Here is a 20,681-nt window from a genome sequence, read left to right as displayed (position 1 = left end):
AAGCACTAAAAGGAGGTGAAGAAAATAAATCGTACAGAAAAAGTTACCCATATGCTCTTGGAAGAAGCATGTAAGAAACAGGCATCCGATATTCATTTTTATCCCAGTCATGATGAAGACCACGTAGATATTTTTTATCGCCTACTTGGTAAAAGAGTATATATTCGGTCGGTTAAAAAGAAGTTATATGCAATTATTTTAGCTTATCTTAAATATAGTGCTCATATGGATATTAGTGAAAAAAGAAAGCCACAAAGTGGGAAGATGCACTATACGACAGAAAACAAGGAATTATACGCATTACGTTTATCAACACTTCCGACAATGCAGGAAGAGAGTTTAACGATACGTCTGTTACCACAAAGCAATTTTAAAATTGACGAACTATTTGTCTTTCCATATCAATTTAAACGAATGAAACAATGGTTTCATCAACAAGCAGGGCTCATACTCATCACAGGGCCGACCGGTTGTGGCAAATCCACTACAATGTATGCATTGATGCAAGCGTTAACAGAAAAACAATCATATCAAGCAATTACATTGGAGGATCCAATTGAACGGACACTCGATAATGTCATCCAAGTAGAAATGAATGAAAAAGCGGGTGTAACCTATCATACAGGATTAAAAGCCGCCTTAAGGCATGATCCGGATATTATTATGATAGGTGAAATAAGGGATGAAAAAACAGCGAAATTTGCTTTAGAAGCCTCTTTAACGGGACATTTAGTCGTGAGTACCATTCATGCTAAAAACGCGGTTGGGACAATTGATCGTTTACTCGATTTAAATATATCGAAAAACGATATTGCACAAACCTTGCTTGCGATAGCCTCCATACAATTGATTCCTATTTTTACAAAAGGGGATGTGAAACGTGGTGCGATTGTGGAATTGATTGATGGAAGTAATATAACCTCCATTTTATCCGGAAACAAAGAAGCACAACAACTGAATATGGAGACTTTTGAACAATTAAAGGAGAAAGTGAAAAGATATGGATTTTTACAAGATGATTCAATGGATGAAACGTCGAAAAGCGTATAAATATTTTTTCCCAATCGAAAAGCAATTACAATATTTAAAACATGTACATTTTTTAATGTCTCACGGTTATTCGTTTAAAGAGGCATTAGATCATTTGTATTACAATACAGATTATGAAGCACAAACAAAAGAGATAATTACAGCATTTAAACGGGGAGATTCATTAGATAAAGCATTTGAACATGCAATGTTTCATCATTCTATTGTTGCATATTTACAGTTTTCACAAGCACATGAAAGCATGATAGATAGTATTAAAAATTGCGTAGATATGGTGGAATATCGATTGAGTTATATTGAAAAATTAAAGAAAACGATTCGTTATCCATTGTTTTTACTCATTATTATTGTGTTGCTACTTATTAGTCTCAATCGTTATGTGTTGCCAATGTTTTTGGACTTGTTCCAATCACATGCTTCATCATCCAAAACATTGTTACTTTCTATCTCCTTTATTGAATTTATTACTACATTTTTTTTAGTACTCCTATTGACACTTTTTATTTTTTCTTTCATATGGAAAAAATATAAACCACAAATACCTATAGAAACCCAATTAAATATATATAAAAAAATCCCATTTTATCGTTCATTTTTAACATTATATACATCGTATTATTTGGTCACATATATCAGTATGTATTTAAAAGCAAGTTTACCTATGCGAGAAGTAGTGAAACAACTAAAAAGTCATGATCGTTTAACGATCTTAGCATATTATGGTGAGGAAATTGATATGCAACTAGAGGCTGGACAATCATTAGCTACGGCTGTTAATCAATTATATTTTATTGATCGTCATACGAAAGGAATTTTTAGTAGAAGTATGGACCATCGTAGCTTTGAAAAAGAGTTATCAGTTTATGCCGTATTTTTAGGTGAGAAAATTCGCAACAAATTAGCGAAAATGATTCAATTTATTCAACCGATTATATTTTCTATTGTCGCGTTTTTTATTATTTTTGTTTATCTTACATTAATGATTCCAATGTATCAATTAATTCAAACAATTTAAAGAGAGGAGAACATATATGAGACATGTAAAAGGGGAAGGTGGATTCACGTTAATCGAAATGCTCGTCGTACTTCTTATCATTACTGTTCTAATTTTGTTGTTGTTACCTAATTTAACGAATCGGAGTAGTGATGTACATGAAAAAGGCTGTAAAGCTCTAACTTCTACGGTTCAGAGTCAAGTATATGCATATCAATTAGAAGCAGGGAAGTTACCAACTAGTTTAGATGATTTAGTACAAGAAAACTACATTGAAGCAAGTCAGAAAAAATGTTCAAACAATACCCCATTACAATACAATGTATCGAGTGGGAAAGTGTATGTGAATGAATAAAGAGGCTGGTTTCACATTGTTAGAATTACTCTTTGTATTGCTTATCATTTCCATTTTCATTTTATTAACTACACCAAGTATGGTTGCATTAAAAGAAAAATCAGAAGTGAATGCATTTAAACATTTGCTGGATGCGGATATTTTGCATATTCAAAATAAAGCATTTCATCATAGAAAAGAGTATACTTTAGGTTTTTTAAGAAATAATCAATATGTGCTGCACTATGGTAAAACAGGCGATAGGGAAGTAGTAAGACAGATTCCTCCGACGGTATCGTATTCAATGAAGAACACGAATATAGTGTACAATTTAAAAGGAACAATTGTCCAACCAGGCACATATGTTTTTATCGCAGATGGTCGTCTATACAGGCTTGTATTTCCATTGGGGAAAGGTAGGCATTGGATAGATGAATCGTAATGGTTTTACATTTATTGAAGCGTTAGTTTCTTTAAATATTATCATTTTTATTAGTCTCACGGTTGCACCGTTATCAACACTAGTCATGCAAGAAAGAGTAAATGCATTATTAAAGCGAGATGTTGTACATATGTTGTATGAGGATTTATTGTATAGAGCGAATGGAAATGATGCAACAATGCACTACGAAAAATCGATACAGCAGACAAATGTACAATTTACATTTCAATTAGAAAACGAATATATGAGGGGTTGTGCAAATTGGGAAAATAAAAAGACACGAAAAGAAACGTTTTGCTTATATAGCGATTACAAGTGATGAAAAAGGCATGACACTACTTTCTGTTCTATTTGGATTAACCGTGATCGTAGTTACGTTTCCATTGTTCATGTATATCTTAAAGAATTTGTCGGAAACAAATTATTCAGAAGACTTATCGTATCGCCAGTTTTTTCTTTTCGTTCGGCAAGAAAATTTAGATGCAGAAAGAATGTTCGAACGAAATAATACTTTATATTTCCAATTGAATGAAGATGAAGTTTCTATGATAGAACAATATCAGGATGTTATTCGAAGGCGCGTAAATTATTTAGGTCATGAAATATATTTGCGTGATGTACAAGCATTTGAAACCGAAACATTGGATTACGGTATTAAAATCACTGTAACATCCAGCGAAGGGGGAATTTATGAAAAAACAATCCCATTTGAACGATAATGAACGAGGCTTTTTCTTACCATATGTGATGGTTTTGAGTACCATTATTTTAATTTTTGTTACGAATGCTATTTATATTTATGAAAACGAATTGGAGATTTCTAGTAATGTAATTGATCAAATTACGTACGAAACACAGTATAAAATGGCAATTAATAAATTATTACGAGAACGACCATTTGAACATACGAAAGAAGGAATGGAAGCTTATTATTTACCTAATGGTAAAACAGATGTATTTTATACAAAAGAACATGGTCGTTTACAAGTAAAAGTACAAGTTTATGGGGAAGATGATTATATGTATCCATTTCATCGGACGATTCATTTAAAAGAAGATATCATGACAGAATGAGGAAAAAATCATTGTTCTAACATATGTTTCATTTACAATATTCATTTCCTAGTTTATAATGATATTTGTATTAGGTTACGTTAAAGGAGGGGAAAAAGCATGGATCGAATGTTTCGAGTGCTTGCCTTTTGGACAGGAGTTTTCATGGTAATGTTCTACGTTGGAGAAATGTATAATACTGCTGTATTATTCCTAGTACAAACGGCTTTTTTCCTAACACTAAGTTATTTAAAGCTTTCAGAACGAATGTACTTATATTTGTTCGGTGCGTACTTAACAGTGTTTATGATCGGATTTACTTGGTATACAGAATTTATTATGATTCCAAGCTTCGGTTAATAAACAGAAAAACACCTCTGCTATATGCAGGGGTGTTTTTCATGTCGTACGAAATTGGTTATTCCTTATATAAATGAGCGCACCTTGTAATACTTCTACGTGAATTTTTGGTTGTAGCCTTTTATACATAGCCGCCTTTTCATTATTAAGTATATTCGTATCATGTTTTTCCCATATTTTTTCTTCTAATTTCATCTCATGATAACTTGTCATTGCCCATTCATATGATTTTGATTCTAAGTATTGATTAATTGCCTTGTCCATTTGTTTGTATCCATTTAACACAGAAATTATTGGCGCAATGGTGTAACAATAATCATTCGGTTTTTCTTGTAATGATTTTTCCGCTAGTTTTTCCATCATATGAAACTCGATAATACCGTGTATTAACTGTAGCCCAATAGAAATGATTTCCTCTGTATGTATTTTACCTTCATAACCAATTTTTACATTTAATAATAGCCATGGATATAACATCGTCTCTGTATTTGTATGAATGGCTTCATAATAAACTCCATAAACTGTATTTTTCTGTAACCATGACATTGTACGATTGTAGAGTGGAGTGTCGTACTGGAGTGTATACCCATTCGCAGTTTTGTCGTTCGTTGTAAAGCACACTTTTTGGGGAATTCCTTCTTGTTGTATTGTTTCCATATATGTCCAATAATATGGACGGTGCATGATTGCTTTATCTATTTCTTTCGTTAATTGCACCGTTATGGAATCCTTTTCTTCAGACAAAATATTACAGTTTGTCATGCGAAAAAAATTTTTATAAAATGTTTGCAGAAAAGATAGAGTGGACATCTTTTTCACGTCCTTTCCATATGTACTTTTGTTTATGAATCAACCATATATTCATTCATTGTTTGTTCTAACAGTTTATCCATTCCACCAATTGATGCTTGAAAGACATTTATTTTTTGGTAAATGACACGTAAAATATGAGCTTCAATCGTATGTTCAAGTACGAGATGAATCATCCGTACATCATTTTTTTGCCCGAAACGATGAATCCTACCAATCCGTTGTTCTAAACGCATTGGATTCCAAGGTAAATCATAGTTAATTAAAATATGGGCGAAATGTAAATTGATTCCTTCACTACATGCGTCTGTTGCTACTAGTACTTGTTTATCATTTTTAAACTGTTCCACCATCCACTGTTTATTTGATTGTGATAAATCTCCTGAAAAGGCAACACTCTGTATCCCGTGTTGCTGTAAATACCACTGAATATAATATTGGCTCGGTTTATATTGGGTAAAAATAACGACTTTTTCATTTTGTATCGTTTGAAACAGATCTATCAACACTTTTGCTTTTATATGATGGGGGAGACTTGCAATTTCAGATAATAATTGTTTTTCAGATGGTTCGTTTTTTTGTAGTGATAGATAACATGCTTCTCTAGAAGAACAGAATTGCTTTAGATAAACCCAATGAGGTGTTTTAGATTGGATCATTTGTTTTTTTAGTTGATCGTATACCGCTTGTTCTTCCTCTGTAAAGTAGATAAATTTAGTTTCTATATTTCTTTCAGGGATAAAATTTATATGGTCCTGTCGTTGATTGCGAACGAGTACACGACTTAACCTTTCTCTGAATATGGACTGATTGGATGTATATAATTGTCGAAATGAATCGATGTCTGCAAATAATGTCGGTTGTACGATTTGAATTAAATAATAAATATCATCGAGTGTATTTTTCATTGGGGTAGCAGTTAATAGTAGACAATATTTCTTGTTTATTTGTTGGACCATTTGATAATTGATCGTTTTTGGATTTACAACTTTATGCGCTTCATCAATGATGAGCAAATCAAAACAATGTTGCTCAAATATTTTTCGATTCCGTTTTACTTGTTCATATGAACAAAGAACGATGTCGTCTAAATGGGAAGCATTAATTTTTTTATAAACGGTTGGAAAAATAAAAAACTTTAACCGTAATTCTTTTTCCCATTGATAAATAAGAGAGGCTGGAACAATAATTAATATTTTTTTCGCCATTTTACGAACTAGCAATTCTTTCATAATAAAGCAAGCTTCAATTGTTTTACCTAAACCTACTTCGTCAGCTAAAATAGCTCTTCCGTTCATTGAAAAGAGTACCTTTTCACATACTTCCTTTTGATGAGGTAACATCGTAGTATTTTTAATATAATGTGTACTTTCTAATTGATTCATCGTTTTATGTGCACGTTTTTGTAACATATTATAATAGAGGGAGAATAACCCCCAATTACTATTTGTTGATTGAAGCTCATTTTCTTTATACCATTGTATCCAGTTATGATCTTTATGTACTTTTATTTCCATATAAAATATAACCTCCATTATGGTTAGGATGGTTCGGAATGTATAAAATATACAAAAAAACATATATAGGATTTTTGTCATCCTATATATGTTTTTCGTTTATTTTTTTTGGTCAATTTTTCCAGTCCATTTTTTAAAGCCACCTTGCAACATATAGATGTCTGTAAAGTGATGCTTTTTTAAAATAGCTGCGGCTCTCGTTGAACGAGTTGTGTTTTGACAATATAAATAAACAGGCTTGTCAGGGCGTAATGCATTAATACTCTGTTTAAACGTTGTTAAAGGAATATTTCTAGCACCACGAATATGCCCGTTATCAAATTCTTTCTGTTCTCGAACATCGACAAGTTGAGCCTTACGATATCCTTCTATAAATTGTTCTTGCGTTAAAACGGTTAAATATTTTCTTTGACGAAAATAATTAAACAAGGCATAAAGAATGATTAAAAGTAAAACAATTAGTAAACCCCAAAGCATGTAATAATCCTCCAATATAAAATATAGTAAATAAGGTTGCCACATATACTATATATATTATATGAATTGATACATCTTTTTACAAATAATCAGTAGATTTTTTTCTTTGAAACAGGTAGAATACTGTATTGTCGGCTTTTATGTAAAAAATTTATTTCAAACATAGAATGATCATTTTTTCAATATATAGCACTTTATAACCTTTTTAAACACAACATATTGATTTATTGTCATTTTTTGTGTACATTAGAAATAGAATAATTTACAAAAGCAACGAGAAATACGTACGTAGGGAGCGATCAATAGTGGCAACAAATTTATCAGTAAAAGAAAACATTAACATTGCGTCTTTAAACGAGGATATAAAACAATTTAAGCAAGTTGAACCCATTACAGATGATATGAAAATTATGCATGAAGGCGTTTCAAGACTAGTAATGTTAGACCGCTATGCATTTAAAGATACAGAGAAGAAAACATTAAAAAAAGGGGATTTTGTCGTTTTAACCGTAAAACCAGATCCTAAATTCCCAGCACGTGGTTATGGATTAGTAGAATCGATTGATTGGGAAGAAAATAAGGCTGAAATTAAGATAGCGGAAGAATTTATTGCCGTACTAGATGATGAACAAGAAGTTAAAACAGGTATCATTAAACGTGACCTAGATACGATTGATAAACCTTTAGAAATTTTTTATGAACAAATTGCAGCACGAAATGCGAAAGGTCTATCATTAGTTGAAACGACTGAAGAAAAAAGACAAGCATCTTATGAGATGTTTAAAGAACAATTAGAAACTTTACGTTTTGTTCCTGCGGGAAGAGTGTTATATGGGGCAGGATCAGAAACGGATGTAACTTATTTTAATTGTTATGTAATGCCTTATATTCAAGATTCAAGAGAAGGGATTTCAGATCATCGTAAGCAAGTAATGGAAATTATGTCACGCGGTGGTGGAGTTGGAACGAATGGTTCCACATTACGTCCACGTAATACGTTAGCACGTGGTGTAAATGGTAAATCTTCAGGATCTGTTTCTTGGTTAGATGATATTGCTAAATTAACACATTTAGTTGAACAAGGTGGTTCACGTCGCGGAGCCCAAATGATTATGCTCGCAGACTGGCACCCTGATATTATCGAATTTATTATTTCAAAAATGCAAAATCCACGTATTTTGCGCTATTTAATTGAAAATACGACAGATGAGCAAATTAAACAATTAGCAAATGAAAAATTAAAATTTACACCTTTAACCGAAACAGAAAAAGACTTATATCAAGGGATTGTGAACTATAAAAACATGCCTGGTTTAGGTGGATTTACAAAAGAAGCAGTAAAAGAAGCAGATGAAAAATTAAAAACTGGCGGAACATACGACGTACATCAATCAGAATTTTTAACGGGAGCGAATATTTCTGTTTGTTTAACGAAAGAATTCATGGAAGCTGTTGAAACAGATGGGGAATATGCTTTACGTTTTCCAGATGTTGAGAACTACACGCAAGAAGAAATGAAACAGTATAATGAAGAATGGCATAAAATCGGGGATGTACGTAAATGGGAAGAAAAAGGTTTTCGTATTCGGACATATCGTAAAGTAAGAGCAAAAGAATTATGGGATTTAATTAATATTTGTGCGACATACTCAGCTGAGCCAGGCATTTTCTTTATCGATAATGCAAACGATATGACAAATGCGAAAAGTTATGGTCAACAAGTTGTTGCTACGAATCCATGTGGGGAACAACCACTTGCACCTTACTCTGTATGTAATTTAGCTGCAATCAACTTAGCTGAAATGGCGAATAAAACAACGAAACAACTTGATGTAGAAAAGCTAAAAGAAACCGTCCGTGTTGGTGTGCGCATGCAAGATAATGTGATCGATGCAACTCCATATTTTTTAGAGGAAAATAAAAGACAAGCACTTGGTGAGCGACGTATCGGATTAGGTGTAATGGGATTACATGACTTATTAATTTATTGTGAAACACGCTATGGATCGAAAGAAGGTAACCAATTAGTAGATGAAATATTTAAAACGATTGCTGTCACGGCTTATCGTGAATCTGTAGAACTTGCAAAAGAAAAGGGAAGCTTCCCATTTTTAATTGGAAAAACAGAAGATGAAACAAAAAAACTTCGGGAAGCATTTATCCAAACAGGATTCATGAAGCAAATGCCTGAAGATATTCGTCAGGATATTGTAACGTATGGAATTCGTAACTCTCATTTATTAACGGTCGCTCCGACAGGGTCAACGGGAACGATGGTCGGTGTAAGTACAGGTTTAGAACCATATTTCTCCTTTTCATATTACCGAAGCGGTCGTTTAGGGAAATTCATTGAAGTAAAAGCTGATATTTTACAAGAGTATTTAGATCGTCATCCTAATGCAGATGAAAATAACTTACCAGATTGGTTTGTATCCGCAATGGAATTAAGTCCAGAGGAGCATGCAGATACACAATGTGTTATCCAAAAATGGATTGATAGCTCTATTTCAAAAACAGTTAACGCACCAAAAGGATATTCTGTGTCACAAGTTGAACAAGTTTATCAACGCTTATACAAAGGTGGCGCAAAAGGTGGAACAGTATATGTGGATGGGAGTCGTGATTCACAAGTACTAACGTTAAAAGCAGAAGAGTCTACATTTAATGAAGTGGAAGAAACTAATGAAGCATTTGATGTTGTGAAACCAAAAGTAGTTTTAATGGAAACTATTCAAGAATTAGATAAAACGACGGTCAACATAGGTTCTGAAGTTGGCGATCGTTGCCCTGTATGTCGTAAAGGACATGTTGCTGAAATCGGTGGGTGTAATACGTGTACAAGTTGTGGTGCACAACTTAAATGTGGTTTATAATCCATTCGATTTTAAATAAATAGAGACTATTTCTATAAAAATGACGGTCATGTTTATCATAAAAAGATGGCTCTACAATATATGGTGTTGGTGGAAAAAATCCACTGGCACCTTTTTTATGCATAAAAATAAAAAACAAGTAAAATTCCCTTCAGAATTAAAGTCGATGAAAACAAATCTAGGAAGGAAACCACTTGTCTTCTATCAATTATCAATACTTTTTTAGCGTCGGAAGATATTTCTTCCTATCTTCGTCATGTGATCCATGTTTCTGGACAATAGACGTAGACGCACTGAATGTGCTATTACATGCTTTACAGTAGAAACGTTGCTTTTCAAGTTTAAATCTATTGGGTACAACCCTGAAATAGGCAATGTAATCCGTGAGTTTTTCTTGTATATCAAGAAGTATTGGGGCGCTTATTATTAAAAAGTAAGAACAACGTATCTCGCACAGATTATAACTATTTAAAAATAGAATCATTTTACATTTTAAATGAAGGTCTATCATTTAGAGAAAAGAAACCTCCTTCGTGTCATAAGCCACAAAGGAGGGGAAAATAAATGTGTACACAACAAAATGAAACGTAGGAAATGTACGTAGACTCCTGCGTGAGGATAGGCATAGATAAGACAAGGGAAGGCAAAGCCTGAGCTTGGCTTAGCAGCCGCACGCGGAAAGCGGAGTACATTTCCGAAGTGACATATTTACACAAACTTATGAATAGGTCTATACATTTACATATAAAGTAACTTTAATTGGCCACCAACACCATTTGTAAAAGGGCCAAATAGATTAAGTAAGAAAAATTCGAGTTCATTCTCTATATTGCCTAGATTTTAAACCATCATATGAGTAAACGATAAAATACTTAATTGGCTAAGTCTTATCTACGGAACGTGAAGCAGATTGAAGGTGTGAGAAAATAAGACAAACAAAAGGAGTCCCAATAATATTTTACTGAAACTCCCTTTTCTACTCAACAAGCTATTGTCCTAGGCTCTATAGTGATTTATTGTGAAGCTAATGGATTGTTTCGGTTTTTAAGAAGATGTGCCTCTCTTTTTTGCAACATACGCTGATATAAGTTATTTAAAATGATCATCGAACAAACAATGGCAGCACCTGCCCATTCATAACCTGTTATTGTATGTCCTTGGATCAAACGAATAACAATAGTCGTTACCGGTGCCAAGTTAATGAATAAAATAGCATTAATTGGTTTTAACATGACAACTCCCTTATTCCAAAATAATAAAGCAAAAATACCTGGTAAAGTTATCATAAACAACATATTGTATCGAACGGTATATATTTCTTGGAGTGTTGGAACTTCTACATATCCAAAAATACTACTGAAAATGACAACAACTGTAGCTGTTAATGTTCCATATAAACAAGTTAAAGTAGAATATCTTAGAACAGACCATTTAGGGAACTGACTACCACCGAATGTATATAAAGCCCAACCTGCAGCAGCTAAAAATAAAATGATCAATGGAATGAATCGACCAGGACCGAACAAAGCTTGAAAGTTGCCATTCGTTACGACTAATAATACGCCAATAAACGCACCAAATACAGTTAAAATGGTAAAAGTGTAAGGACGTTTTTTCGTTAAAATCCAAACAATTAAAATCGATATAATTGGTGCTAAGGCTTCCATAATGGAGGCTAATAAAACACCAGCATCGCCTAATAAATTTTGACCCCAGAAAATGAATAAATTATAAATGGTAAAACCCATTGTTCCGAAAAACCAAATCATGAACCCATGACCTTCTAATTTAAACGCTTGTTTTCCCTCGATAAAATATAGGAAAATTATTAATAGAACAGTTACAGGTAAATAGCGAATGATCGTAAAATAAAATGGGTCAATGTATTGAAACGCGTGATCTGCAACAGGGAACATAGCACCCCATGACATACTCGCAACAGCACAAAGAATTGCTCCGATTAAAATACTGTTTCTCATTTTAATATCCCCAATCAAAAATAATATGTATATATTAATGGTTACTTATTATTTAACAATAGAACTACTATCATGTAAAATGATTATAAGAGATAATATGTATCTCGATTAGTGATAGGGGTGATTCAAATGAACATGAAAGATTTACAAATATTTTATACAGTTGCACATTGTGGAAGTATTAATCAAGCAGCAAAACAATTAAATTATGTCCAATCAAACGTAACATCCCGTATAAAAAAACTCGAACAATCATTGAACACAACATTATTTCATCGGCATCAAAAAGGAATAACATTAACAAATGAAGGCCATGCAATGCTGCCATATGCAAAAAAAATTCTTTCTTTAATAGAAGAAATGAAAATGATTTCATCCGATAGTGAAAATCCTACAGGAAAATTAGATATTGCATCCGTAGAAACAGTGATTAAATTGCCATATATTTTATCACGCTATTTAGAAAAATATGACCTTGTAGATTTAACATTATCAACAGGTGTAACGGCAGAATTAAAAGAAAAAGTGATGAATTATGAGTTAGACGGTGCATTCGTTACGAAAAGCGAGATTACGAATGACCCGAATTTACACCAAATGGAAGTATTCCATGAAAAATTAGTGCTTATTTCAAATGATCCAGATATGTCTATGGATGATATTTTAGAAAAACCAATTTTACGTTTTAGTGAAGGTTGTGGCTACCGGCAAAAATTAAATGAATGGTTGCATAATCAACAAATAATTCCGAAAAAAGTGATGGAATTAGGCACTTTAGAAACAACATTAGGATCCGTTATATCTGGATTAGGGGTTGCTTATGTACCATATGCGGCAGTGGAGGAATATGTAAAACAACATTTAATTCATTGCTATGAATTACCGGAAAAGTATAGCCATATTACAACGGTTTTTATTTATCGTAAAACAGACCATCATACACCGGCATTAAAGAAATTTATTGATACGATTGAAGAAGTTACAGAATTTTACGTATAAAGAAACACTTTTTCTTTAAATTGTTTATCCATATCCTTCTATATCCATACTTGTCAGTTAAACATATTTACGGTATAGTAATAATAGAAAAAATGTTGCCCTTACTAAAAACAGAAAAGAGGAAATCATTTGCCAGTACCAACTCCTAGTATGGAAGATTATATTGAACAAATTTACAATTTAATTGATACAAAAGGCTATGCACGGGTAACAGATATTGCGGAAGCATTACTCGTACATCCATCTTCTGTAACAAAAATGATTCAAAAATTAGATAAGGACAATTATGTCCACTATGAGAAATATCGAGGTTTTATTTTAACGGAAAAAGGAAATAAAATAGGAAAACGCCTCGTATTTCGACACGAACTTTTAGAAGACTTTTTAGAAATTATCGGAGTAGATGAGGATAAAATTTACGAAGATGTAGAAGGAATTGAGCATCATTTAAGTTGGAATGCAATTGACAGGATTGCGGATTTAGTTCAATTTTTTGAAGAAGACTCATCCAGAATTGCTCGATTACAACAAATTAATAAAGAGAGTAAGCAACAAGAAAACGATCTAGAACAAAAATGACCAAGCATTAATTAGAAGCTTGGTCTTTTTTGTTCTCTTTTATTGATTTTTTCCCTTCAATCACAGTTAAGTGTGGCGCATTTCTTCGACGTTTACGTTTCTTTTTTTGTTTTTCGATTTCCTGTTTATTGTACTGTCTTGGAACAAACTTTTCTGCCATACTTTTTGATTGTTTTTTTCCGAAACGTTCGTTCGATTGTTTTGCCGCTTTTCGGTATTTTTTCATTTCATCAGATGTTTCGCCAGTTCGTCTTTGTAGAAAATATGATAACACTTTAAAAAGGACATATGCTATCACAATCATGATGACGATTTGAATGAAAAACTTTCCAGGGTTTCTCACTAAGGATGCACCTAAACCGATTGCCGCTAAACCGATAAGCATAAGTATAAATATAGGGGGCTTATTGCGTTTCATTCACATATACCTCCTTTACAAAGCTAATATTACATGACTTGATTACTTTCTTCTAATACAATTGCTTCCGCTTCTTTTACGTCGTCATTTTCTAACACTCTTTTAAATGAATGTAATGCAACCTCAACTTGCTCATCATCAGGTTCTTTCGTTGTTAGTAATTGCAACCATAATCCAGGGTACCCTAATACATGTAAAACTGGAATGTTTCGAAGTTTGTTTGTTATATATAATACTTCAAATGATAACCCAATTACGACAGGGATTAAACAGATACGGTTTACAATTCTCCACCATAATGGGTCTGTTGCTACGAACATATAGACGAATATGCCGACAAATACTGTAAACAGCATGAAACTTGAACCACAACGATAATGTAATCTTGATTGACTTTGTACATTTTCAACAGTTAATGGTAGATTACTTTCATAACAATTAATTACTTTATGTTCTGCACCATGATATTGAAAAACTCGTTTTATTAGTGGTGTAAGTGAAATAATGTAAATGTAACCAAGTAATAAAATGAGTTTAAATAAACCTTCTAATAATACTTGCCCCGTTTTGGTCGGAACAAGATCGGTAAAGAAGTTTGCTACAATAGCAGGTGTTACCGTAAAGATTAGTTTACTGACGATAAAAGAAAGTACGCCAACTACTCCAATCCCTAACATCATTACGAGCTTCGAGGTTTCTTTTTCCTCTAACATTTTTTCATCATCTTTCGGGTCGACATCGTAACGATCAGAGGCGAAATCTAAATGTTTAATTCCGTTGGCACTAGCTTGAACAAGTGCAACAATCCCACGAAGCAACGGAATTCTTTTTAATTGTTTCGCTATATTTGATTCTTCCCGTTCTACCTCAAAATATTCAATACTATTGTCTTTTCTTCGTATAGCAGATACGAAACTGTTTTTACCGGCAAACATAACTCCTTCAACTAATGCTTGCCCACCGTAATTCGTTTCTCTTTTATTCAACAGTGATCACCAACCTTATCTTTATTTTACTAGAAAAAACAGAATATCACTAGTAGAGATAACTTTTTTATGATGAAAATTAAAAAAATGGATATATTAATGAATAAAAGGAGGATTTTTTCATGCAAAAAAAGTTATCTACCTATGATGTATTTCTATATTCGATATTGGTTGGATGTGTTGCGACGATTTTTTTACTATTCTTTTTACTTTTTTTCCATACGTTTCATTTTATTACGTTTCATCCATTTTTTATAACAGAAAAGGTTATTATAAAAGACCATTGGTTCATCCGATTATTATATTACAGTTGTCTTTTTATTGTATATTGTATATGTTCCGTCGTCTTATCGTTAATTTATTTTCTGTTTTGGCGAAAAAGAAAAGAATGGCAAATAGGTGTCGTTTACGGCATCGGCTTATGGGCAATTTTTTATATATTATTCCCATACTTCTTTGTCGATAAACTGTATATTATCCATTTGCCTTTGAAAATGACTGTATCGATGTTATGTTTAAGTGTTTTGTATGGCGTGTTTGTAGGGTATTCGATATCTTATTATGATCAAAGTGTTTCCGTATCAACTTCTACGTAATAGTTCACACACACTTCGTCTTTATGCTAAAATAAGAAAATATAGGAAAGGAAATGTTTCGGTTGAATCATGATAGATGCATGATTAGTTTTTTCATTTTATGATGCAACGATTTTCTTTTAACCTAAACAAGTACAGATGAATTTATAGAAAAGAAGGTGAAAAAGTGAAACTTGAACAAGTAAGAAAAAAACTAACAGAACAAGACCTGGATGCTATACTCGTTACAAGTCCTTATAATAGAAGATATATGACAAATTTCACTGGTACAGCTGGCGTAGCAATCATTACGCAAACAGAAGCATTATTTATAACTGATTTTCGTTACACAACACAAGCTACAGAAGAAGCGAAAGAATTTACAGTGATTGAACATACAGGGTTATTATTAGATGAAATTGCAACTCAATTAAGCATGCTTCGAGTTGCAAATGTTGGTTTTGAAGCAGATGATATGACTTATGATCAATATAAAACGTATGAAGCAAAAATTAACGCAAAACTAGTTCCATTGAAAGGTTTTTTTGCATCATTACGTGAGATCAAAACTCTAGATGAAATACATATTTTAGAAGAGGCTGCTAAAATTGCAGATGATGCATTTGAACATATATTAACTGTTATAGAACCAGGAATATTAGAAATCGATGTAGCAAATGAATTGGAATTTTTCATGCGTCGTAAAGGTGCGTCTTCTTCCAGTTTTGATACCATTGTTGCATCTGGTTGGCGCTCTGCATTACCTCATGGGGTTGCTTCTCAAAAAAAGATTGAAACGGGAGAACTCGTTACATTAGATTTTGGTGCTTATTATAAAGGATATTGTTCAGATATTACAAGAACAATTGCAGTTGGTGATATTAATGATCAACTAAAAGAAATATATGACGTCGTTTTAGAAGCACAAAAATTAGGAGTAGCAAACATTAAAGCTGGAATGACAGGAAAAGAAGCAGATGACACTACGCGAGATTATATTACAGAAAAAGGATATGGACAATACTTTGGTCATTCAACAGGACATGGAATTGGGTTAGAAATTCATGAAGGTCCTGGTTTATCTCAACGTTCATCCACGGTGTTACGACCGAATATGGTTGTAACCGTAGAACCGGGAATTTATATTCCAGATGTGGGTGGATGTCGAATAGAAGATGATATTGTGATTACGGAAGACGGGAATCGCGTTATCACACATTCGCCAAAAGAATTAATTATTGTGTAATAATGTATAATGGATGATAAGGAGGCTACAAAAAATGATTTCAGTAAATGATTTTAAAACAGGTTCAACTATCGAATATGAAGATAATATTTGGCAAGTGATTGAGTTCCAACATGTTAAGCCAGGAAAAGGAGCAGCTTTCGTTCGTTCTAAATTACGTAATTTACGTAATGGGAACATACAGGAGAAGACATTCCGAGCTGGTGAGAAAGTAAAACGTGCCCATATTGAGCATAATAAAATGCAATATTTATATGCATCAGGAGATGTACATGCATTCATGGATACAAATACATATGAACAAATTGAATTACAAGCATCTCAAATTGAAAATGAATTAAACTATATTATTGAAAACTCCTTTGTTGATATCATTATGTATCAAGGAGAAGTAATTGGAATTGACATTCCAAATAATGTAGATTTAACTGTGACAGAAACAGAACCTGGAATTAAAGGGGATACGGTAAGTGGTGGTTCAAAAGCTGCTAAATTAGAAACTGGTTTAGTGGTGCAAGTACCATTGTTTATTAATGAAGGGGATGTTTTAACGATTAGTACTTCAGATGGTAAATATGTGTCTCGTAAAAATTAATATTGTATGGAAAAACTAGCAAATGATCATCATTTGCTAGTTTTTTTATTTTTCCTTCATATTTATTTTAAGACGAACATATAGTGAAGAAAGAAGGGAAAAGGTGTGTTGCAGATGGAAGAGATTTTCCAATTGTTTTCACCGAATGTGAAAAAGATGTTAGAAGAAAAAGTGTACAACCAATCAAACCAACTAGAAGAAATACGCCTCCGCATTCAAAAACCGATTGAATTAAATTTTTTTCAAAACCATATATTGCTAGATTATACTTTCACAGAACAAGAGCGAATGTATTTTTTAAGGCAATTAACGAATCATTCTATTTATCGAATGGACGAACCGTTTAAACAAGGTTTTTTAACGATTAGCGGAGGGCATCGAATCGGATTTTCTGGAGAAGTATTAACAGATGAAAAAAAGATTAAAGAAGCAACTTTTTTTAATATTCGTATTGCACAAGAAATAAAAGGAATCGCCAAACCATTATTAAATAATATTAAAGAAGGAAATACATTGCAACATACCATCATTTTTGGCGCACCACAAACAGGTAAAACGACTTTACTCCGAGATCTTGCAAAACAAATAAGTGATGATGGGATGATTTCCCAAAAAGTTGCGATTGTAGACGAGCGTTCAGAATTGGCTGCATGTAAAAATGGAATCCCTCAATTAGATATCGGTGTACGCACGGATATAATGGATAATTGTTTAAAACAATTTGGGATGTTTATGATGATTCGTTCCATGTCACCACAAATATTAATTATAGATGAAATAGGAAGCATAGAAGATGTACAGGCAATTTTAGAAGCGATTCGAACTGGTGTAACGATCATCTGTACCGCGCACAGTAACAATATGGACGAATTGATGGAAAGGCCGCAGTTAAAAAGTTTATTTGAACAACAGTTGTTCAAACGTTTTGTTCATGTAACTCGAGATACAAATGGTGCTTTTTCATTTACGATGTTCCATAAAAAGAATGAAAAAATGAACTTTTATAAGGTGCATAAAAGATGAAATGGTTTGGTGCATGTATGATTTTACTATGTACTTCATGGTTCGGTCACCGCTACAGCATGTTGTATACAAAAAGAGAAAGACAATTAAAACAATTAATTTTTTCATTTCATATCATGGATGCAGAAATCGTACATAATCAACGCCCACTACAAGAGACTTTTTCTATTATAAGTGAAAAAGTTGCAGACCCGTTAAAACAGTATTATCAATCATTAGTAAATGAAATGGAAACGATTATTACAAATTTATCTGTTATTTGGGAAAAAGAAACAGATCATTTATTACAAATAAGTGCGCTTCAAAAGGATGAAATAATTGTCTTAAAGCAATTTGGCCATACATTAGGTGATTATACTCTCATGAAACAACATGAACAAATCACATTAACAATTACTTATTTGGAACAAATTTTAGAACAAGCAATGGAAGAACGTAAGAAATATAGCAAACTATATACGAAACTTGGTATATTTCTCGGTATTTTCCTTGTCATTTTACTTATGTAATGACGATATATTAAATGTACATGAAGCTAGAAAGGGGTTATGTTTATGTTGGTTGACGCTACCATATTATTTCAAATTGCTGGGATTGGGATTGTAACAGCGTTAATCCATACTGTTCTTAAGCAGATGGGCAAAGAAGACATTGCTCAATTTGTATCCCTTGTCGGTTTCATTATTGTTTTATATTTTGTTGTAAATCATTTATCACAATTATTCCAACAAATGAAATCCATTTTTTTTATGTAGGAATAAAACATGACTATTATACAAATTATCCTCATTTGTATCGTTGCAGCATTTTTATTTATCGTTGTAAAAGAAGTAAATGCATCTATTGCCTTTGTGATCGTTCTTTGTACAAGCATGTTTGTTTTGTTTATCGTCATGTTGGAAATAACGAAAATCATCCAATTGTTACAATCATTAGCACAACTAGTTCGTATTGACTCCATTTATATCCAAACCATCTTTAAAATTATTGGAATTGCTTATGTAACAGAGTTTGCGGCAAATATGATGCGTGATGCTGGATTATCATCCATTGGTTCAAACATAGAACTTGCAGGAAAAGTCTTCATTTTAATTTTAGCAATACCTATTATTCAAGCGGTCATTCAAATTATTTTACAATTTATCCCAACGGAATATCCTTTTTAAAAGGAGTGGAAAGGATCGAAATAAATGTATGAAAAACAACATCCTCCTTATTGTTATATTGATTCTAATTCATCCATCTCAAGTGGTTGCGGAAGATAGCTTAACGGAGAAAGGCATTCAAATTGAAGACGAATTATTACAGTCGATTCCACTGGAAGATATCGAATTATACTGGGAAACAATCCAAAAGGAGTACGGAGCGTATTTTACTGAATTAACGAATAAAGATATAAAAGATTTAATTATGCAAGATGGAAGTTTTTCAATTAAAAATATGGCAAAAGGATTGTTTCATTATTTGTTTCATGAAATATGGATACAATCTACACTCCTTTCACAATTATTGCTCCTTGCGATATTACATTTACTTTTACAAGCAATTCAACATGCATTTTTACATGAAACAGTAAGTAAAGTAGCCAATTTCATCGTTTATATCGTGATTTTATATATTTCACTTCAAAGTTTTCACCACGTGTTTACATATACAAAAGATACGATTTTAATGATGAATAATTTTATGATAGCACTTTTACCAATCTTACTCTCCTTACTAGCAACTTCAGGACAATTACTAACCGCTGCATTTTTTCATCCAACTATTATATTTTTAACACATATAAGTGGACTATTAATGACTAGGCTCGTCCTTCCATTTTTGTATATCGGTCTACTATTAACGATGGTGAGCCAATTTAATGAACGGTTCCAAGCAACTAAATTAGCGCATTTATTTAAACATGTAAGCATAGGAATAATTAGTGTATTTTTCACTGTTTTTCTTACCGTTTTATCCATACAAGGGGCGGTTCATACAGTTCAGGATGGTTTGCTTTTAAAAACGACAAAATTTCTATCGAGTAATATTATTCCGATAATTGGGCGGACCTTTACCGAGGCGACCGACACATTTTTATTTGCAGCACAATTGTTAAAAAACGGAGTTGGAATTGCCGGAGTTGTGATACTTGTAATGATTGCGATATTTCCTTTAATTAAGATTGTCATTATTGCATTTCTATATAAGTTAGCTGCCGCACTTATTCAACCTTTAGGAAATAAAGAAGTGAGCGCCATGTTACAAACTGTTAGTCAATATATGATGTTCTTATTTACATGTTTGCTTATCGTGTCCTTTATGTTTTTTATTTCGGTCGTCATTATGATTGTTTTGAGCAATATTCCGCTATTTTTGAGGTAGGGAT

The 20,681-nt window shown here is 32.7% G+C and carries 25 protein-coding genes; 19 read left to right on the top strand and 6 right to left on the bottom strand.

The genetic code is table 11. From position 1 onward, the window contains the following. Window positions 1-15 precede the first annotated feature (15 nt). From comGA to WKT09_RS01090, 8 genes are all read left to right on the top strand, one after another. Complete coding sequence (gene comGA / locus WKT09_RS01125) at window positions 16-1,050, top strand: competence type IV pilus ATPase ComGA (RefSeq protein WP_340414263.1); 1,035 nt, start codon at window positions 16-18, stop codon at window positions 1,048-1,050. Continuing rightward, on the top strand, window positions 1,016-2,065 hold the full coding sequence (locus WKT09_RS01120; protein ID WP_340414262.1) for a type II secretion system F family protein: 1,050 nt from the start codon (window positions 1,016-1,018) through the stop codon (window positions 2,063-2,065). Before comGA ends, WKT09_RS01120 begins: the two co-directional genes overlap by 35 nt. A gap of 16 nt (window positions 2,066-2,081) precedes the next feature. Further along, window positions 2,082-2,399 carry a competence type IV pilus major pilin ComGC gene (comGC, locus tag WKT09_RS01115; RefSeq protein ID WP_340414261.1) on the top strand — a complete coding sequence of 106 codons (318 nt, stop codon included), beginning with the start codon at window positions 2,082-2,084 and terminating at the stop codon, window positions 2,397-2,399. Further along, on the top strand, window positions 2,392-2,820 hold the full coding sequence (comGD, locus tag WKT09_RS01110) for a competence type IV pilus minor pilin ComGD (protein ID WP_340414260.1): 429 nt from the start codon (window positions 2,392-2,394) through the stop codon (window positions 2,818-2,820). The genes comGC and comGD overlap by 8 nt, the downstream gene beginning before the upstream one ends. Further along, window positions 2,810-3,139: a hypothetical protein gene (locus WKT09_RS01105; RefSeq protein ID WP_340414259.1), complete on the top strand. Its 330-nt coding sequence runs from the start codon at window positions 2,810-2,812 to the stop codon at window positions 3,137-3,139. Before comGD ends, WKT09_RS01105 begins: the two co-directional genes overlap by 11 nt. Beyond that, window positions 3,075-3,539 carry a ComGF family competence protein gene (locus WKT09_RS01100; RefSeq protein ID WP_340414258.1) on the top strand — a complete coding sequence of 155 codons (465 nt, stop codon included), beginning with the start codon at window positions 3,075-3,077 and terminating at the stop codon, window positions 3,537-3,539. Before WKT09_RS01105 ends, WKT09_RS01100 begins: the two co-directional genes overlap by 65 nt. After that, on the top strand, window positions 3,511-3,894 hold the full coding sequence (locus WKT09_RS01095) for a hypothetical protein (protein WP_340414257.1): 384 nt from the start codon (window positions 3,511-3,513) through the stop codon (window positions 3,892-3,894). Before WKT09_RS01100 ends, WKT09_RS01095 begins: the two co-directional genes overlap by 29 nt. Window positions 3,895-3,993: 99 nt before the next feature. After that, window positions 3,994-4,233: a DUF2626 domain-containing protein gene (locus tag WKT09_RS01090; protein ID WP_340414256.1), complete on the top strand. Its 240-nt coding sequence runs from the start codon at window positions 3,994-3,996 to the stop codon at window positions 4,231-4,233. Between the two features lie 39 nt (window positions 4,234-4,272). On the opposite strand, the gene WKT09_RS01085 is transcribed toward WKT09_RS01090, so the two are convergent. The 3 genes from WKT09_RS01085 to WKT09_RS01075 all read right to left on the bottom strand — a co-directional run bounded on the left by WKT09_RS01085 (window position 4,273) and on the right by WKT09_RS01075 (window position 7,037). Next, complete coding sequence (locus WKT09_RS01085) at window positions 4,273-5,043, bottom strand: YqhG family protein (protein ID WP_340414255.1); 771 nt, start codon at window positions 5,041-5,043, stop codon at window positions 4,273-4,275. Between the two features lie 32 nt (window positions 5,044-5,075). Further along, a complete protein-coding gene (locus tag WKT09_RS01080; protein ID WP_340414254.1) occupies window positions 5,076-6,560 on the bottom strand; it encodes a DEAD/DEAH box helicase in 1,485 nt (494 codons plus the stop codon). Window positions 6,561-6,659: 99 nt separating this feature from the next. Further along, window positions 6,660-7,037 carry a rhodanese-like domain-containing protein gene (locus WKT09_RS01075; RefSeq protein WP_340414253.1) on the bottom strand — a complete coding sequence of 126 codons (378 nt, stop codon included), beginning with the start codon at window positions 7,035-7,037 and terminating at the stop codon, window positions 6,660-6,662. Between the two features lie 305 nt (window positions 7,038-7,342). Between WKT09_RS01075 and WKT09_RS01070 the strand changes: the two genes are divergently transcribed. Next, on the top strand, window positions 7,343-9,910 hold the full coding sequence (locus WKT09_RS01070) for a vitamin B12-dependent ribonucleotide reductase (protein ID WP_340414252.1): 2,568 nt from the start codon (window positions 7,343-7,345) through the stop codon (window positions 9,908-9,910). A 1,013-nt stretch (window positions 9,911-10,923) separates the two neighbouring features. On the opposite strand, the gene WKT09_RS01065 is transcribed toward WKT09_RS01070, so the two are convergent. Further along, on the bottom strand, window positions 10,924-11,889 hold the full coding sequence (locus tag WKT09_RS01065) for a DMT family transporter (protein WP_340414251.1): 966 nt from the start codon (window positions 11,887-11,889) through the stop codon (window positions 10,924-10,926). 129 nt (window positions 11,890-12,018) lie between these two features. On the opposite strand from WKT09_RS01065, the gene WKT09_RS01060 reads away from it, so the two are divergent. Together WKT09_RS01060 and mntR are read left to right on the top strand one after the other, a co-directional pair. After that, the gene (locus tag WKT09_RS01060) at window positions 12,019-12,888 is read left to right on the top strand and encodes a LysR family transcriptional regulator (RefSeq protein ID WP_340414250.1); all 870 of its coding nucleotides are present in this window, start codon (window positions 12,019-12,021) and stop codon (window positions 12,886-12,888) included. Between the two features lie 150 nt (window positions 12,889-13,038). Further along, window positions 13,039-13,467, top strand: a complete 429-nt coding sequence (gene mntR / locus WKT09_RS01055; protein WP_340414313.1) for a transcriptional regulator MntR — start codon at window positions 13,039-13,041, stop codon at window positions 13,465-13,467. Window positions 13,468-13,474: 7 nt separating this feature from the next. Here the strand turns inward: mntR and WKT09_RS01050 are convergent, their stop codons facing one another. Beyond that, window positions 13,475-13,885 (bottom strand): SA1362 family protein, encoded by a 411-nt coding sequence (locus tag WKT09_RS01050; RefSeq protein ID WP_340414249.1) that lies wholly within the window; start codon window positions 13,883-13,885, stop codon window positions 13,475-13,477. Between the two features lie 29 nt (window positions 13,886-13,914). Continuing rightward, a complete protein-coding gene (locus WKT09_RS01045) occupies window positions 13,915-14,820 on the bottom strand; it encodes a DUF1385 domain-containing protein (protein WP_340414312.1) in 906 nt (301 codons plus the stop codon). A 173-nt stretch (window positions 14,821-14,993) separates the two neighbouring features. Between WKT09_RS01045 and WKT09_RS01040 the strand changes: the two genes are divergently transcribed. The 8 genes from WKT09_RS01040 (at window position 14,994) to spoIIIAE (ending at window position 20,677) form a co-directional block, all read left to right on the top strand. Then, window positions 14,994-15,467, top strand: coding sequence for a YqhR family membrane protein (locus WKT09_RS01040; protein WP_340414248.1), 474 nt, complete (start codon window positions 14,994-14,996; stop codon window positions 15,465-15,467). A 166-nt stretch (window positions 15,468-15,633) separates the two neighbouring features. Continuing rightward, entirely contained in the window at window positions 15,634-16,692 is a 1,059-nt protein-coding gene (locus WKT09_RS01035; protein WP_340414247.1) for a M24 family metallopeptidase, read from the top strand. 34 nt (window positions 16,693-16,726) lie between these two features. Then, entirely contained in the window at window positions 16,727-17,287 is a 561-nt protein-coding gene (gene efp / locus WKT09_RS01030; RefSeq protein ID WP_336267015.1) for an elongation factor P, read from the top strand. Window positions 17,288-17,401: 114 nt separating this feature from the next. Further along, complete coding sequence (spoIIIAA, locus tag WKT09_RS01025) at window positions 17,402-18,310, top strand: stage III sporulation protein AA (RefSeq protein WP_340414246.1); 909 nt, start codon at window positions 17,402-17,404, stop codon at window positions 18,308-18,310. Continuing rightward, on the top strand, window positions 18,307-18,819 hold the full coding sequence (locus WKT09_RS01020; RefSeq protein WP_340414245.1) for a stage III sporulation protein AB: 513 nt from the start codon (window positions 18,307-18,309) through the stop codon (window positions 18,817-18,819). Before spoIIIAA ends, WKT09_RS01020 begins: the two co-directional genes overlap by 4 nt. Before the next feature lie 45 nt (window positions 18,820-18,864). Next, the gene (spoIIIAC, locus tag WKT09_RS01015) at window positions 18,865-19,065 is read left to right on the top strand and encodes a stage III sporulation protein AC (RefSeq protein ID WP_340414244.1); all 201 of its coding nucleotides are present in this window, start codon (window positions 18,865-18,867) and stop codon (window positions 19,063-19,065) included. Window positions 19,066-19,074: 9 nt separating this feature from the next. Next, complete coding sequence (spoIIIAD, locus tag WKT09_RS01010; RefSeq protein ID WP_340414243.1) at window positions 19,075-19,476, top strand: stage III sporulation protein AD; 402 nt, start codon at window positions 19,075-19,077, stop codon at window positions 19,474-19,476. A 28-nt stretch (window positions 19,477-19,504) separates the two neighbouring features. After that, the gene (gene spoIIIAE, locus WKT09_RS01005) at window positions 19,505-20,677 is read left to right on the top strand and encodes a stage III sporulation protein AE (protein ID WP_340414242.1); all 1,173 of its coding nucleotides are present in this window, start codon (window positions 19,505-19,507) and stop codon (window positions 20,675-20,677) included. The last annotated feature ends 4 nt before the right edge of the window (window positions 20,678-20,681 follow it).

This window comes from Pseudogracilibacillus sp. ICA-222130 (assembly GCF_037892545.1).
In the GTDB taxonomy this organism is placed as follows: Bacteria; Bacillota; Bacilli; order Bacillales; family Amphibacillaceae; genus Pseudogracilibacillus.
The sequence above is the reverse complement of the archived record's forward strand: the minus strand, read 5'-3'. Positions and strand labels throughout refer to the sequence as shown.

Bases quoted from the DNA above. Each gene is read 5' to 3' on its own strand.
- WKT09_RS01120 (WP_340414262.1), top strand. From the start codon at position 1,016: ATGATTCAATGGATGAAACGTCGAAAAGCGTATAAATATTTTTTCCCA.
- comGC (WP_340414261.1), top strand. From the start codon at position 2,082: ATGAGACATGTAAAAGGGGAAGGTGGATTCACGTTAATCGAAATGCTC.
- comGD (WP_340414260.1), top strand. From the start codon at position 2,392: ATGAATAAAGAGGCTGGTTTCACATTGTTAGAATTACTCTTTGTATTG.
- WKT09_RS01105 (WP_340414259.1), top strand. From the start codon at position 2,810: ATGAATCGTAATGGTTTTACATTTATTGAAGCGTTAGTTTCTTTAAAT.
- WKT09_RS01095 (WP_340414257.1), top strand. From the start codon at position 3,511: ATGAAAAAACAATCCCATTTGAACGATAATGAACGAGGCTTTTTCTTA.
- WKT09_RS01090 (WP_340414256.1), top strand. From the start codon at position 3,994: ATGGATCGAATGTTTCGAGTGCTTGCCTTTTGGACAGGAGTTTTCATG.
- WKT09_RS01085 (WP_340414255.1), bottom strand. From the start codon at position 5,043: ATGTCCACTCTATCTTTTCTGCAAACATTTTATAAAAATTTTTTTCGC.
- WKT09_RS01080 (WP_340414254.1), bottom strand. From the start codon at position 6,560: ATGGAAATAAAAGTACATAAAGATCATAACTGGATACAATGGTATAAA.
- WKT09_RS01075 (WP_340414253.1), bottom strand. From the start codon at position 7,037: ATGCTTTGGGGTTTACTAATTGTTTTACTTTTAATCATTCTTTATGCC.
- WKT09_RS01065 (WP_340414251.1), bottom strand. From the start codon at position 11,889: ATGAGAAACAGTATTTTAATCGGAGCAATTCTTTGTGCTGTTGCGAGT.
- WKT09_RS01060 (WP_340414250.1), top strand. From the start codon at position 12,019: ATGAACATGAAAGATTTACAAATATTTTATACAGTTGCACATTGTGGA.
- mntR (WP_340414313.1), top strand. From the start codon at position 13,039: ATGGAAGATTATATTGAACAAATTTACAATTTAATTGATACAAAAGGC.
- WKT09_RS01050 (WP_340414249.1), bottom strand. From the start codon at position 13,885: ATGAAACGCAATAAGCCCCCTATATTTATACTTATGCTTATCGGTTTA.
- WKT09_RS01045 (WP_340414312.1), bottom strand. From the start codon at position 14,820: ATGTTTGCCGGTAAAAACAGTTTCGTATCTGCTATACGAAGAAAAGAC.
- WKT09_RS01040 (WP_340414248.1), top strand. From the start codon at position 14,994: ATGCAAAAAAAGTTATCTACCTATGATGTATTTCTATATTCGATATTG.
- efp (WP_336267015.1), top strand. From the start codon at position 16,727: ATGATTTCAGTAAATGATTTTAAAACAGGTTCAACTATCGAATATGAA.
- spoIIIAA (WP_340414246.1), top strand. From the start codon at position 17,402: ATGGAAGAGATTTTCCAATTGTTTTCACCGAATGTGAAAAAGATGTTA.
- WKT09_RS01020 (WP_340414245.1), top strand. From the start codon at position 18,307: ATGAAATGGTTTGGTGCATGTATGATTTTACTATGTACTTCATGGTTC.
- spoIIIAC (WP_340414244.1), top strand. From the start codon at position 18,865: ATGTTGGTTGACGCTACCATATTATTTCAAATTGCTGGGATTGGGATT.
- spoIIIAD (WP_340414243.1), top strand. From the start codon at position 19,075: ATGACTATTATACAAATTATCCTCATTTGTATCGTTGCAGCATTTTTA.
- spoIIIAE (WP_340414242.1), top strand. From the start codon at position 19,505: ATGAAAAACAACATCCTCCTTATTGTTATATTGATTCTAATTCATCCA.